At 44.1% G+C, this 14,268-nt stretch carries 13 protein-coding genes; 8 read left to right on the forward strand and 5 right to left on the reverse strand.

The window, feature by feature from the left end:
• Positions 1-8: 8 nt before the first annotated feature.
• Positions 9-734, reverse strand: coding sequence for a DUF6776 family protein (locus JKP82_RS18820; protein ID WP_159532962.1), 726 nt, complete (start codon positions 732-734; stop codon positions 9-11).
• A gap of 117 nt (positions 735-851) precedes the next feature.
• Here JKP82_RS18820 and JKP82_RS18825 point away from each other — a divergent pair, with 117 nt between their 5' ends.
• From JKP82_RS18825 to JKP82_RS18835, 3 genes are all read left to right on the forward strand, one after another.
• Positions 852-2,528 (forward strand): chloride channel protein, encoded by a 1,677-nt coding sequence (locus tag JKP82_RS18825; RefSeq protein ID WP_159532964.1) that lies wholly within the window; start codon positions 852-854, stop codon positions 2,526-2,528.
• Positions 2,529-2,530: 2 nt separating this feature from the next.
• On the forward strand, positions 2,531-2,959 hold the full coding sequence (gene hemJ, locus JKP82_RS18830) for a protoporphyrinogen oxidase HemJ (RefSeq protein ID WP_159532966.1): 429 nt from the start codon (positions 2,531-2,533) through the stop codon (positions 2,957-2,959).
• Positions 2,960-3,027: 68 nt separating this feature from the next.
• Positions 3,028-3,225 carry a hypothetical protein gene (locus JKP82_RS18835; RefSeq protein WP_159532968.1) on the forward strand — a complete coding sequence of 66 codons (198 nt, stop codon included), beginning with the start codon at positions 3,028-3,030 and terminating at the stop codon, positions 3,223-3,225.
• Here the strand turns inward: JKP82_RS18835 and JKP82_RS18840 are convergent.
• Positions 3,222-3,899, reverse strand: coding sequence for a UPF0149 family protein (locus tag JKP82_RS18840; protein ID WP_159532970.1), 678 nt, complete (start codon positions 3,897-3,899; stop codon positions 3,222-3,224). The two genes, JKP82_RS18835 and JKP82_RS18840, sit on opposite strands and share 4 nt — an antisense overlap.
• Positions 3,900-4,102: 203 nt before the next feature.
• On the opposite strand from JKP82_RS18840, the gene JKP82_RS18845 reads away from it, so the two are divergent.
• A complete protein-coding gene (locus JKP82_RS18845; protein ID WP_159532972.1) occupies positions 4,103-5,299 on the forward strand; it encodes an Nramp family divalent metal transporter in 1,197 nt (398 codons plus the stop codon).
• 92 nt (positions 5,300-5,391) lie between these two features.
• Here JKP82_RS18845 and JKP82_RS18850 read toward each other — a convergent pair whose 3' ends face one another.
• From JKP82_RS18850 to typA, 3 genes are all read right to left on the reverse strand, one after another.
• A complete protein-coding gene (locus JKP82_RS18850) occupies positions 5,392-6,537 on the reverse strand; it encodes a MalY/PatB family protein (RefSeq protein ID WP_159532974.1) in 1,146 nt (381 codons plus the stop codon).
• A 137-nt stretch (positions 6,538-6,674) separates the two neighbouring features.
• On the reverse strand, positions 6,675-7,070 hold the full coding sequence (locus JKP82_RS18855; RefSeq protein WP_159532976.1) for a response regulator: 396 nt from the start codon (positions 7,068-7,070) through the stop codon (positions 6,675-6,677).
• Positions 7,071-7,248: 178 nt separating this feature from the next.
• A complete protein-coding gene (gene typA / locus JKP82_RS18860; protein ID WP_159532978.1) occupies positions 7,249-9,078 on the reverse strand; it encodes a translational GTPase TypA in 1,830 nt (609 codons plus the stop codon).
• Between the two features lie 432 nt (positions 9,079-9,510).
• Here typA and glnA point away from each other — a divergent pair, with 432 nt between their 5' ends.
• From glnA to glnG, 4 genes are all read left to right on the forward strand, one after another.
• Positions 9,511-10,920, forward strand: a complete 1,410-nt coding sequence (gene glnA / locus JKP82_RS18865; RefSeq protein WP_057789700.1) for a glutamate--ammonia ligase — start codon at positions 9,511-9,513, stop codon at positions 10,918-10,920.
• 105 nt (positions 10,921-11,025) lie between these two features.
• Complete coding sequence (locus JKP82_RS18870) at positions 11,026-11,595, forward strand: DUF4124 domain-containing protein (protein ID WP_159532980.1); 570 nt, start codon at positions 11,026-11,028, stop codon at positions 11,593-11,595.
• A 126-nt stretch (positions 11,596-11,721) separates the two neighbouring features.
• The gene (gene glnL / locus JKP82_RS18875) at positions 11,722-12,807 is read left to right on the forward strand and encodes a nitrogen regulation protein NR(II) (protein ID WP_159532982.1); all 1,086 of its coding nucleotides are present in this window, start codon (positions 11,722-11,724) and stop codon (positions 12,805-12,807) included.
• Positions 12,797-14,206 carry a nitrogen regulation protein NR(I) gene (gene glnG / locus JKP82_RS18880; RefSeq protein WP_159532984.1) on the forward strand — a complete coding sequence of 470 codons (1,410 nt, stop codon included), beginning with the start codon at positions 12,797-12,799 and terminating at the stop codon, positions 14,204-14,206. Before glnL ends, glnG begins: the two co-directional genes overlap by 11 nt.
• Positions 14,207-14,268 lie beyond the last annotated feature (62 nt).

Consider the following 14,268-nt stretch of genomic DNA (forward strand, 5'->3'; position numbering starts at 1 on the left):
ACAAGGCGCTATTGAGTATCGTCTAATATGCTGTCACTGTTCAATGCGTCTTCCCATGTGACCTTTTTAGCTAGATCTCCACGCCGAGAATTATACTGAAATACGGTAGTAGTAAGAGTAATTGATGTCGGTTGAAAACCATCGGGTAGCGTAAAGCTTGTATTAACGGCTTGAAAATACTTAAACCTGTACTCTATTTCTTGCGAAATAAACCCAGGGTCACCAATAGAAACCGTTAACTCCTTCCCTTCACGTTCACCTGATAAAGTGATAGCAAGTTTGCCCTTAACTAATGCTTTGTTTTGTCGCTGCTGCAGCACGACAAAACGCATTTGAAACTGATTAGGTTCTGCCAATGAGACAACTTCGACCCCTTCAATGACAAAACCATCCTGAGTGGTTTCAGGTGCCATAATTCGTTGATAAAAAGCGAGTTGCTCTTGAAGCTCAGTCTGTTCTTTTTGAAGGTTATTGAGTTGTTCCGAAATCGATTTTTTTTCTAATTCTGTTAAATGCAATGCGACTTCTAATTGATTAACCTGAGTCACATATTGATTGTTTTCACTTACCAGTAACGCAATGGTTTTATCTTGAGCGTCAACCTTCAAACTGTCGCCCTCGTCCGCTATCCGCGCTAGCTTGTAGCCAAACGCCATCATCAACAGAGATAAAGCAGCCACAAGCAATGACCACTTATAATTACCTAGGAGTTGTTTCAATTTATCGGTTGTCATGAATAGTTTTTGATTCTTAGTGAATGTGAGCCAGATACATTAAATTTCTTAACATTATGAATTTCAAGTGTTTGTGGTAAGCTGCTTATACCTACGATTTCTCTACTGTATCACAACATGCGTTTGCAGGCTTTACGACAAGAAGTGGCTCACCCGAGGACGTCTATACAACTTTGCCTCTTGGGTATTGTGGGCGGCGTAAGCGCAGCATCGTTGATCATCATGTTTCGACTTTGCGTGGAGTGGCTTCAAGCATCAGGTTTTGGCGCACTGCGGGAATGGTTCAATGATGAATGGCCCGTTTGGTTTCTCATGCCCTTGCTTAGCGTGCTGTGTATTTTGCTTATTGCCTATATCACGGGCTTTAAGCACTACCGAATGGGTATTCCCTTTGTCATACACCGCGTAAAATATTACTACGGCCATATTCCCTTTCGCACCACCATTAATCAGTTCTTCGGCGGTATGTTGGCACTAGCGGGTGGCTTCGTGGTAGGCCGCGAGGGTCCCTGCGTTCATTTAGGTGCATCGGCCAGCAGTTTCTTAGGTCAATGGCTAAGACTTCCCTATAACAGCATTCGTATTCTCGCCGGTTGTGGTATTGCGGCGGGTATATCCGCTTCATTTAATACTCCGTTTGCTGCGGTTATTTTTGTCATGGAAGTGGTATTACGAGAATATAAAATACATATATTTGTGCCCGTTATGCTTGCTGCTGCGTGTGGCTCGGTGTTAACCCGTATCGTATTTGGGCAAGTGAATGAGCTTTCATTTTTGTCTTTTACCGCATTTAGTCAGTGGATGTACTTATACCTTATTTTGCTGGGCGTTTTACTCGGTATGCTCGCTACATTATTTAATAACCAACTTATGCGGGTAATGACCTGGTTTAGACCTGTCCCCATGGTGTGGCGACTCATGCTGGCGGCGCTAATAACAGGCACAGTGGGTATGTTGTTGCCCGAGGCGTTAGGGGCGAACTTTATTGATGTTGAAACCTTATTTGCCAGTAACCCAGAAACGCTTTTACTGTGTGCCATTTTAGTGAGCAAAGTAGTACTGGCTGTTTTTGCTATTGGACTGGGTATTCCCGGCGGAATTATCGGTCCTGTGATGGTTATCGGTATGCTTGCAGGCGCGGTACTGCTAGTGCCATTGTCATACTTTATCGACGTGCCTGAGTTTACTAATAGCTTTGCCTTATTGGGCATTGCAGGCATGCTTACCGCTGTACTTCACGCGCCTCTCGCCGCCTTATCTGCGGTAATGGAGCTATCTTACAGCCCTGAAATCATCTTGCCCGCCATGTTGGTTATCGTGCCTGCTTATGTGACATCAACACAGTTTTTCGGCAATCGGTCGATTTTCATTCGCCAATTAGATTATCAAAACTTACCCTATGCCATCTCTTCTATTCGTGAAGCCCTTGAAAAGACTGGCGTGCTAGCTGCATTAAGCAAAGACTATAAGCTTTTTCATGATGCTCCAGATAAGGCACTTGAAGACTATTTATCGAAAAATCCAACGAAAATCGTAATTCAACAATCAAAATTTGAAATAGATGTGCAGTATCGTCTGGTCCAATATAATGTGAGCTTAGAGCACGATGCTAATGCGCTTAGTTATCACGAGATGGAAGGCTTAAATGCCCAAAGCACGCTCCATGAAGTATATGAGCATCTTAAAAATATGCGTTCTGGTGCGGTTTATATTTACGATCAGGAACTAAACGACATCATTGGCGTTATTACCTGGAATATTTTGCAAAGCTTTTTACAAAAGGCACAGTATTAACAATGTACATTTTATGGTTTAAAGCACTTCACATTTTTTTCATGTTGGCGTGGATGGCAGGAATTTTTTATCTTCCTCGGCTGTTTGTTTACCACGCTGAAGCCACGTCGCAAGAAGTGAAAGACCAGTTTAAAGTAATGGAAAGAAGGCTGTGGTTTTTTGTTACCCCGTTCGCTTTTTTAACCTTAGCGTTTGGCGTCGCACTTATTGTAAGCTATGGAAGTACGTGGTTTAAAATGTCGGGTTGGCTGCATATTAAATTTATGCTTTTACTTGCGCTTTACAGCTATCACTTCTATTTGTTTAAGCTAGTAAAGCAATTCTCCCGTGACGAAAACCGTCACAGCGCCAAATTTTACCGCATTATTAATGAAGCACCGGTACTGCTTATATTGGCTATTGTTTGTTTAGCAATACTAAAACCTTTATAAATTCGATAGACCGTGTTACCTCGTAATACAGTTATGGATTAACCATTAAATAACCTAAAGGAAACTACATGGATGATAGTAACCAACATTTAAAAGATTTGTTATCGCAAACTGATTTAGCGTTTAAAGCGTTGATGCGCCAGCCGGGCTCTAGTGAGTTAAGTAATGCTTACGACAACGCTAAAGCAGAGTTAGACGCCTATATGAAGTCATTGCGCAACACGCTTTCTCAGCGCAAACAGCTGCAACGCCAGAAAGCACGTTAAGGAAGTTTCGTAAAGGTTTCAAACTGATTGGGTAATGCTGCGCTCAGTTCACCAGCCAGAGCAATATAATCTTGAACCATCGCAGGGAGCTGCTTCCACAATAAAGGTAAGTTTTCTTTTAGCTGTTGTGCTTGGCTGGGATTACGATACTGCAATGCCAGTTTAACATTCGCCAGGGTAGTAAATAACTTTAAGCAACGAGACAGTCGTTTCTCTGGGGTATCTGAGCTACTACTGTCTTCACGATAGGCATCTTTCGCACTTAACTTTCCCCACGCCTGTTGCCAGACATCTTCCAGTTGCTGGTGCACGTAAAGCAATCCTTCAAGCCATTGAGCTAATTCAGCGGGTATTTCAGGAGCAGTATCAGCTTGCCCTTCTGAATACTCACAGCGCATTGGCATTAAGGGTTTCTCGTCCGTCATACACTGCAGGTGAGCCCTTAAGTTATCCATCAGCACATCCGCCAATGCATCTACATCTTCGTCTACCAGCGCACTTGACGAGCTTTGTATCATCCATGGCATCCACTGCTCTGGCATAGGGATTTCTGGTGACGCTGCAACTGCGAATATCATACCGTCGGCTTTATAAGCGCTAGGTAGCACATGCGTTAACTTGCCCTTTTCAAACACAGGCAAAAGAATATCGATGGGACGCGCCTTTTCTGACATTAAAAATTCCTACAAGCGGTTGAAATGACCTATTTATTACCTGTACCCTTCGCGCCCCTTTTTATGTTGTATTAAAAGCGCGATTAACGATTGCTTTCAATACACTGCAACATAGTAAGCCAGTAGCGATGGAGTTAGTCTGCGTGGTTGCGCAATGGCTAACCTATTGTCATGATAGCAAAACTAAACTAAGAGTGACTGCAATGGCAAAAGATAAATCAGGATATATTATCGCGGCCGCCTTCATTGGCCCAGGTACAGTAACAACGGCGAGTCTAGCAGGCGCTAACTTCGGTTTTCATTTGGTGTGGGCGTTATTGTTTTCAATTTTTGCCACCATTGTATTGCAAGATATGGCTGCTCGCTTGGGGGTGGCAACGGGCAAAGGCTTGGCATCAGCGATGAAAGACATGGTATCGACGCCGTGGCTAAAAATGCTATTCATCGCCTTAATTGTCAGCGCAATTGGTATTGGGAACGCCGCCTATGAATCAGGTAACCTTACCGGCGCCGCCATTGGTCTGGATGCTTTTTGGGAAATTGGCACGGGCACCTGGGCACTTATTCTTGGCGCACTTGCCATTGCTCTACTGTGGACAGGCAGCTACTCATGGATAGAAAACGTTCTGGTGTACCTCGTATTTATCATGGCTGGCGTATTTTTCGTTACCCTGATAGTCGCTAAACCCGATATACCTTTAATGTTTAGCCAGCTCCTTCAACCTCAGCTTAGCGCAGACTCCATTACTACCATTCTTGCGTTAATAGGCACCACCATTGTGCCTTACAATTTATTCCTCCATGCAAGTCTTGTGGCGAAGTCATCTAATAATGCAGACAAAGCTAATGCCATTAAGGGGTGCCGCAAGCAATCGGCAACCGCCATTAGCATGGGTGGCTTAATTACCCTTGTTGTAATGGCCACGGCCATGATGGCATTTTTTAACCAAGCGGCTACGATGGATGCGAGCAACATGGGTGAGCAATTAAAACCTGTGTTGGGCGATAAAGCCCAATGGTTCTTTGCACTAGGCTTATTTGCGGCAGGGCTAACCAGCGCGATAACTGCGCCACTTGCGGCTGCATATGCAGTTTGTGGAGCACTTGGGCTGTCTGATAACTTGAAAAGCAAAGGGTTTCGCACGGTGTGGCTGGCAATAATTGTGTGTGGCGTTGCCGTTGCTGCACTCGGTTTTAAACCCTTGCCTGCTATCTTATTTGCTCAAGCTACTAACGGATTATTGCTGCCTATTATTGCTATCTTTTTATTAGTGGTGATGAATAAAAGCAACGCACTTGGTGAATTCAAAAACACCCCATGGAGCAATTTTGCAGGCGTTCTAGTGGTATCTGTTGTGGTGGGATTGGGGCTTTACAAACTCACCAGCTTATTCATATAAGTTACACGGCATTCAGCCACAAAAAAGCCCGTTATGCGATAAGCAAACGGGCGTTTTTATATGCTATGTTTAGTGAGTGGCTAACTGGTCGGCTACATAGCTAGACGTTGTAGCACATCGTTGAGCATCAACTGGCTACAGCCGAAATTTATTCGAAAGTGATCGGCTTTGTGAAAATCTGCACCAGGAGAAGGGCCTACGCCTTTTTCTTCTGCCCACGTTTGTACATTTTCAACCCCTAAACCGCTTGCGTCTACCCATGCTAAAAACGTGGCTTCTTGCTTCAACATAGATAGCCCATCTATGCCGTTTATCGTTTCATACACGGCATCACGGTTAGCGCGCAAATACTCAAGCTGAGCACTATGCCAATCATCACACAGCGTGAAGGCTGCCTCGGTAGCCGCTAATCCCAACACATTGACCCAAGGTACAATACCCGCAGCAGCACCGGTAAATTGCTGCCGGAGTTTAGGGTCTGGAATAATCGCAAACGAGGTACCCAAACCAGCAATATTAAAGGTTTTGCTAGCGGCCATTAAGGTAACGCTGTTGTTGGCTAGGTTCGCTTCACGTCCAGCCGGAATATGCTTAATTCCAGGCTCTAAAATCAGGTCACAGTGGATTTCATCAGAACATAAACACACGTCATTGGCGTTACAAATATCAGCAACCCGATCTAGCTCTGCTTTGGTTAATACCGAGCCAACTGGGTTCATCGGATTACAAAGAATGAATAGCTTACATTTAGGGTCGGCAGCATGGGCTTCTAGCGCTTCAAAGTCTAATGTATAGCGGCTCTCTCCCGACTTAGTGTCAATCACTGTGCCTATATCGATGCGCTCTAGTTCATTTAATTTTGGTGCTGCTAGCAAAGGCGGGTAATTAGGTGTTTGAATAAGCACCTTATCGCCAGCTTCACAATAAGCTTTACAGGCAACGTTAAACGCAGGCACAACGCCTGGCGTCCACACAATCCACTCTGCTTTCACCTCCCAGTCGTGCTTGTCTTTCAACCAACGCTGGATTGCACTAATCGCACCTTGATGTTGACCAGGTAATACATAGCCCAAATTGCCATGCTCAACTTGTTCAGAAATTGCATCCAAAATTGGCTGAGCGCATCGAAATTCAGTATCGGCAACCCAAGCAGGAATAATGTCCTTACCTTTATACTTTTGCCACTTAAACGAATAGGTATCTTTACGAGGTGGGGTTTGGTCAAAATTAAACGTCACACTTACATCCTGTTGCCATTACATTATGAGCACCAGTGTAATAATTCGTAAGCATATAAACTAGCGCTGCTTAGACCATTTAGGACTTTTTTATTTGTTTGCTAACGCCCTTGAATGCTTTACTAAGGAGTAGCTAGTTATTCGCTTACGCGACTTTTAGCATTTGCTAGCGCTACGGACTTGGCTTTTGCGGCCAGGGAGTCCATTTGCAAGGGTTTTGCTAAAAAACCAGATACACCTAACTTGCGCGCTTCCATGACGAGTTCTTTATTGGGATCACCAGTGATCAGTAAAAACGGAACAGATAAGTTCGCCGACCGGCATGCCTTTAACAAACTTAATCCGTCATATTCTTTCATGACTTGGTCGCTAATAATCAATTGTAACGTGTCTGGCGTTTGTTGAAGCAAGAATTCACGGGCAATTTTACTTCGGCTAAACGGGTAAACCGTCGCCGATAAACGGGTTTCTAATGCATCGGTAATAAGATCGAGCGTAATAACATCGTCTTCAATAACTGCTACAGAGAACACGGGCTTTGCCTTTTTAATTTCATTAACTTGATGATAGAGGCCAAAGTCGATGTTGCCAACTCATCTTTCGTCGACATTTTGGCAAAAACGTGAGCATAAAAAAACGCCAGCTTGAAAGCTGGCGTTTTTGAATCATCTTAATGCATTTGAAAACTAATTAAGTCATCAACGGAGGTGATTACTTTTTCTCGCGTGAAGAACGCTTACGTTCGTTTTCAGTAAGTAACTTCTTACGAATACGAATAGATACAGGCGTAACTTCAACTAATTCGTCTTCATCAATGAACTCAAGCGCTTGCTCAAGCGACATCTTGATAGGCGGAACCAAAGTTTGCGCTTCATCAGTACCAGAGGCACGAACGTTAGTTAACTGCTTACCTTTAAGGGCGTTAACAGTTAAATCGTTATCGCGGCTGTGAATACCGATAACCATACCTTCGTAAACTTCTACACCGTGACCGATAAACAAACGACCACGCTCTTGAAGGTTAAACAAGGCGTTAGTTAGGGCTTTACCGTTAGCGTTAGCAATAAGAACACCGTTCTTACGCTTACCAATGATACCGCCTTTGTATGGGCCATAGTGATCAAACGTATGATAAAGCAAACCTGAACCAGACGTCATCGTCATGAATTCTGTTTGGAAACCAATCAAACCACGGCTAGGAATAACGAAGTCGATACGTACACGGCCTTTACCATCTGGAGACATGTTGGTCATTTCAGCTTTACGCAGACCAAGTTGTTCCATGATAGAGCCCTGATGCGCTTCTTCACAGTCTACCGTTAGTGTTTCAAACGGTTCTTGTGTTTCGCCATTCTCTTCTTTAAGAATAACTTCTGGACGTGATACTGCTAGCTCGTAGCCTTCACGACGCATGTTTTCAATAAGGATACCCAAGTGAAGTTCACCACGGCCTGATACGCGGAATTTATCCGGATCTGGCGTTTCTTCAACACGAAGTGCAACGTTATGTACTAGTTCGTCGTTCAAACGCTCTAGAATGTTACGTGAAGTAACATACTTACCTTCTTTACCAGAAAACGGTGAAGTGTTTACCTGGAAGGTCATAGTAACTGTTGGTTCATCAACAGATAACGGCGTCATCGCTTCTACTTGGTTAACATCACAAATAGTGTCAGAGATTTTAAGCGAACCTAAACCTGTGATTGCGATAATATCGCCAGCGCTTGCACCTTCAACTTCATGACGTGCTAGACCAAGGTAACCATATACAAGGCCAACTTTACCGTTACGCTTCTCACCTTCAGCGGTAACAACAGTAACTTGTTGGTTTGGCTTAACAGTACCGCGTTTAATACGGCCAACACCAATTACACCTACATATGAGTTGTAATCAAGTTGAGAAATTTGCATTTGGAATGCACCAGTGGCATCTGCATCTGGAGGCGATACTTGGTCAACAATCGTTTGGAACAATGCGTTCATGTCTTCAGCTGGCTCGTCGGCGTCTAATGAAGCCCAACCATTTAGTGCTGATGCATATACAACTTGGAAATCTAACTGATCGTCAGTTGCGCCAAGGTTGTCGAACAAATCGAATACTTGATCCATAACCCAATCAGGACGTGCGCCAGGCTTGTCAATTTTGTTGATAACAACAATTGGCTTCAAGCCTTGAGCAAATGCTTTTTGTGTTACGAAACGCGTTTGAGGCATTGGACCTTCTTGCGCATCTACTAGAAGCAACACTGAATCGGCCATTGACATTACACGCTCTACTTCACCACCGAAATCGGCGTGTCCTGGAGTATCTACGATGTTGATACGGTAGTCATTCCAGTTAATAGCAGTGTTTTTCGCTAAGATTGTGATGCCGCGTTCTTTCTCGATGTCATTCGAGTCCATCACGCGCTCTTCTTGCTCACCGCGAGTTTCAAGAGTGCCTGACTGTTGTAACAGTTTATCAACCAAAGTTGTTTTACCGTGGTCAACGTGAGCAATAATAGCAATGTTACGTAATTTATTAATATCAGTGGTATTCATCTAGGGAGCCTGTGTAAATCATTACATGATGTTAAGCATGCATTAGATTTGTTGCAAAAAATGCAGATAGTAAATTTTGCGCGGATTGTACAGAAAAACCACGGCGTTTGCGCACCTTTTTTTTAAAGGGAGGCATGTTTTTCACTATTATAGTCTTTGATTAACGAATTTATTACTTTCGAGCCCTGTTTTCGGTGGTAAGTGAAGACAAGTTAATCTAGGCTAGCTTACGGCTACCTAAATTTAATTTGCACCAAAATATAGCGATTAAGCACCATTTGTGTGCAACACCATTAGTCATTCCGTTATCCTCTTGCTGCTAAGCCAGCAAAATTGGAATCACGATAGATGGCATGAAAATCGCTTTTAGTTTTTCCACTGTTGGGATGAAGCTGATCATTCCGCATTTTTACATTAAACCTGGAGGACACGATGTCAGTAGAAAAGGCATTAGAGCTGATTAAAGAAAGTGAAGCGAAATTTGTTGATTTGCGTTTTACTGATACTAAGGGCAAGGAACAACACGTATCGATTCCTGCCGCTACGGTAGACGAAGAGACATTTGAAGAAGGTAAAATGTTCGATGGTTCTTCAATTGCTGGCTGGAAAGGCATTAACGAATCAGACATGGTACTTATGCCTGATCCTACGAGTGCGGTAATCGACCCATTCGCAGAAGAGACTCAAGTAAATATTCGTTGTGACATCTTAGAGCCTTCTACTATGGAAGGTTACGAGCGTGATCCACGTTCAGTTGCGCGCCGTGCAGAAGAATACCTAAAATCTACCGGCATTGGCGACACTGTATTCTTCGGCCCAGAGCCAGAATTCTTCCTTTTTGACGATGTTAAATTCCACACAGACATGGCCGGCTCTTTCTACAAAATTGATGCTGCTGAAGCAAAATGGAACTCAGGCGCTGATTTTGAAGGCGGAAACATGGGTCACCGTCCTGGTGTTAAAGGCGGTTACTTCCCAGTTCCTCCAGTAGATTCAGCGCACGACATTCGTGCTGCAATGTGTTTAGTAATGGAAGAAATGGGCTTAGTTATTGAAGCACATCACCATGAAGTTGCTACTGCTGGTCAAAACGAAATTGCTTGCGAATTCAACACACTAGTAACGAAAGCAGATGAAATCCAAGTTTATAAGTATGTAGTACATAACGTAGCTCACGCTTATGGCCAAACTGCTACATTCATGCCTAAACCACTTGTAGGTGATAACGGTTCTGGTATGCACTGTCACCAATCAATCGCTAAAGATGGTGTAAACATCTTTGCGGGTGATAAGTATGCTGGTCTTTCTGAAGAAGCGCTTTTCTACATTGGCGGTATTATTAAACACGCTCGTGCAATCAACGCTTTTGCAAACGCATCAACAAACTCTTACAAGCGTTTGGTTCCAGGGTTTGAAGCACCGGTAATGCTTGCATACTCTGCGCGTAACCGTTCTGCATCTATCCGTATTCCATACGTAACGAGCGATAAAGCACGTCGTATCGAAGTACGCTTCCCTGACCCAACAGCTAACCCATACCTCGCTTTCTCAGCAATGCTTATGGCTGGCCTTGACGGTATTAAGAACAAGATCCACCCTGGCGATTCTATGGATAAAGACTTGTACGACTTACCACCAGAAGAAGCGGCAGAAATTCCAACCGTTGCTAGCTCGCTAGAAATGGCACTAGAAGCATTGGATAACGACCGTGAATTCCTTAAAGCTGGTGGCGTTATGACTGACGACATGATTGATGCGTACATCGATCTTAAGTCTGAAGAAGTAACTACGCTTGCCATGACAACTCACCCAGTTGAGTTCGATATGTACTACAGCGTTTAATTAACGCTTAAGTGCTTCAATATACAAAAGCCCGCTTATGCGGGCTTTTTTTTATGCTAAAGCTTTTCTACTATATAAGTAAGAAACTATGAGTGAGTCTCCCTATTGAATATTTATCCCTACATTGTGTTGCTTATGGTGATGGTGTTAACTCCCGGTAAAAGCCATGGGCAAAGCACATCAAATGATCCTGAGGTGTCTACCACCACAAGCTCTCCTGTGTACAAGGTTAAGCAGGCTGACGGCACTATCCTTTATACCGATAGCCCCTCACCGAAAAGCGACACCGTTGAGTTTGATGCTAAAACACAGAATGTAGTGTCCAGTCCCTCAACACCTAAACCCGTTCTGGCTCAAACAACTAAATCGAAGAAAGTAGCCTATAAAGTGGTTATAGCCTCTCCGGCCCCTAATGCCACCCTTCGAAACAATGCCGGAAACGTCACCATACGTGCGAACCAACCGACTTCAGTGAAAGCGCCTCGCTATCAATTAATCTTTGATGACGCCCTATTGCAGAGCAATACAACAGGCGTATTTACCTTAAATGGCATAAATCGGGGCGAACATCAGTATAAGGTTGAGCTCACAGACAATAAGGGCAAGACTCTTGCATCCTCCGCACTACAAACGCTGTTTCTGCATCAAGCTTCAGCGTTAATAAATAGCAACTAACGTTCGAAAGTAGCGCAAAGCCCGCACCATAGCGGGGAACAGAAAAAAAGTAACACCAATTCTGTGCCTACAATTTTTGCCGATACGTTACAATGCACCTATATAGTGCAAAGGAGATAAGCTCGGATGCAATCAACCGAGTTAGACACGCAACAATTTTTGAACAGCCTGAATACTGCGCTTGTAATGGTGGACGATAGATTAAATATTGTTTATGCCAACCACGCAGGGGAAGCGCTATTTGAAACAGGTAGAAAGCAACTATGCGGCCATCGTCTTGACGACTTTTTTCTGCCTGGAAATATCGATACCACTCGCTTACGCGCAGCGCTAAGACACGGAGAAGACTTTACCGAAAATGAAATTCGCCTGTGTTTTAGAGATAACCGCAACGTCATGGTTGATTTAACTGTCACGAACTTGCAATTAGAAGAAGGGGCTAGGCTGCTATTTGAAGTAAAAAAAATAGACCAGCAAAAAAGAATATCCCGTGAAAATTTACAAAACGCACAACATTATGCAGCTCGTGAACTTGTTCGTGGGTTAGCTCATGAAATTAAAAACCCATTAGGGGGCATTCGCGGGGCGGCGCAATTACTTGAGAAAGAATTGAGTGAAGGGCACAAAGAATTTACCCAAATGATCATTGAGCAATCTGATCGACTACGTAATTTGGTCGATCGCTTGCTGGGGCCAAATTCACTTCCCAGATTCAATTGGAGTAATGTACACCAAGCGTTAGAGCAAGTTAGAAGCCTAATGCGGGTTGACTCAGAAACCCCCATTACCATCATTCGTGATTACGACCCGAGTATTCCGCCGTTAATGATTGACGCTGATATGATTCAGCAAGCCGTATTGAATATTGTCAGAAACAGCATTCAGGCGCTAACCGAAAGTGAAACGCCCAATCCTCAGATTCGTTTAGTAACACGCATTGAAAGACAGATGACAATTCAGGGACACCGCCATGCGTTAATCGCTAAAATTAAGGTCATAGACAATGGCCCAGGCATTCCCTCAGAAATAAAGGACACGCTTTTTTACCCCATGGTGAGCAGTAAGCAAAATGGTTCCGGCTTAGGGTTATCGATATCGCAAACATTGATAAACCATCACGGCGGAAAAATAGATGTAGATAGCCACCCTGGGCACACCGAATTCGTAATTTATATTCCGATAGACCGCAAGGAGACAGGCAATGACGAATGAGTCAGTATGGATTGTCGATGACGACAGTTCTATTCGTTGGGTGCTTCAAAAGGCCTTACAAACAGCAAGCATCGGATGCTTGTGTTTTGAAAACCCACAAGATTTACTCCTTCAGTTACAAAGCGGTCAAGCGCCGGAAGTGATTATATCTGATATTAAAATGCCGCAGATGGACGGAATGACACTCCTAAACGAAGTGCATGCAACCCACCCTATGATGCCCGTAATTATTATGACGGCGCATTCAGATTTAGACAGTGCGGTAAATGCCTATCAAAAAGGGGCGTTTGAATATCTCCCCAAACCTTTTGATATTGATGAAGCGGTAACACTCACACAGCGTGCGTTAGCCCATGCAAGAGAGCAGTCGAAAACGCAGCAAGCCCCTCAGGACGATCCAGAAACAGAAATTATCGGTGAAGCACCCGCGATGCAGGAAGTTTTCCGTGCAATCGGCCGATTATCTCGTTCATCAATTAGTGTCTTAATTAACGGCCAGTCAGGTACCGGTAAAGAGCTTGTTGCCCACGCTTTGCATCGCCATAGCCCGCGCTCTAGCAAGCCTTTTATCGCACTTAACATGGCCGCTATTCCAGCTGATTTGGTAGAGTCGGAATTATTCGGTCATGAAAAAGGGGCGTTTACCGGTGCACAAAATGCGCGCCAAGGCCGCTTTGAGCAAGCTGATGGCGGTACCCTTTTTCTTGATGAAATAGGTGATATGCCGTTAGACGTACAAACTCGACTTCTTCGTGTTTTAGCCGACGGACAATTTTACCGAGTGGGCGGCCACCAATCTGTGGCAGTAGATGTGCGTATTATTGCTGCAACCCACCAAAACTTAGAAAAGCGTGTGGCTGACGGAAAATTTCGTGAGGATTTATTTCACCGTTTAAACGTTATTCGTGTGCACCTACCGTCTCTATCTGAGCGCCGTGAAGATATTCATTTATTAGCGCGTCACTTCTTACGCCGAGCAGCTAAAGAGCTAGATGTAGAAGCAAAAAGCTTAAGTAAAGATGCCGAAAAGCTGATGGCTCAGCTTCCTTGGCCAGGTAACGTGAGACAACTCGAAAACGTATGTCGATGGCTAACCGTAATGGCCAGTGGACAAGAAGTTCTGCCAAGTGACTTGCCGCCTGAAATCCACGGTGACAGCAGCATAGAAAAGCCCGCCGCCGAAGCGGGAGATTGGCCAGATTTACTCGCCCGCTGGACTGACAAGCAACTTCGCGATGGCAGATACAATATTCTGAATGACGCTATGCTTACGTTTGAAAAGATTATGTTAGAACGTGCCCTTCAGCATACTCACGGCCATAAGCAAGATGCCGCTAAGCGTTTAGGTTGGGGGCGTAATACCCTTACTCGCAAATTAAAAGAGCTAGGTATTACGTAATTCAAGGTAGGTTTTAAGCGCTACAAATACACAAAAGCCCGCTTTATTTATTGTTAAATTGC

The organism is Alteromonas lipotrueae, assembly GCF_019249215.1.
GTDB lineage: Bacteria > Pseudomonadota > Gammaproteobacteria > Enterobacterales > Alteromonadaceae > Alteromonas > Alteromonas lipotrueae.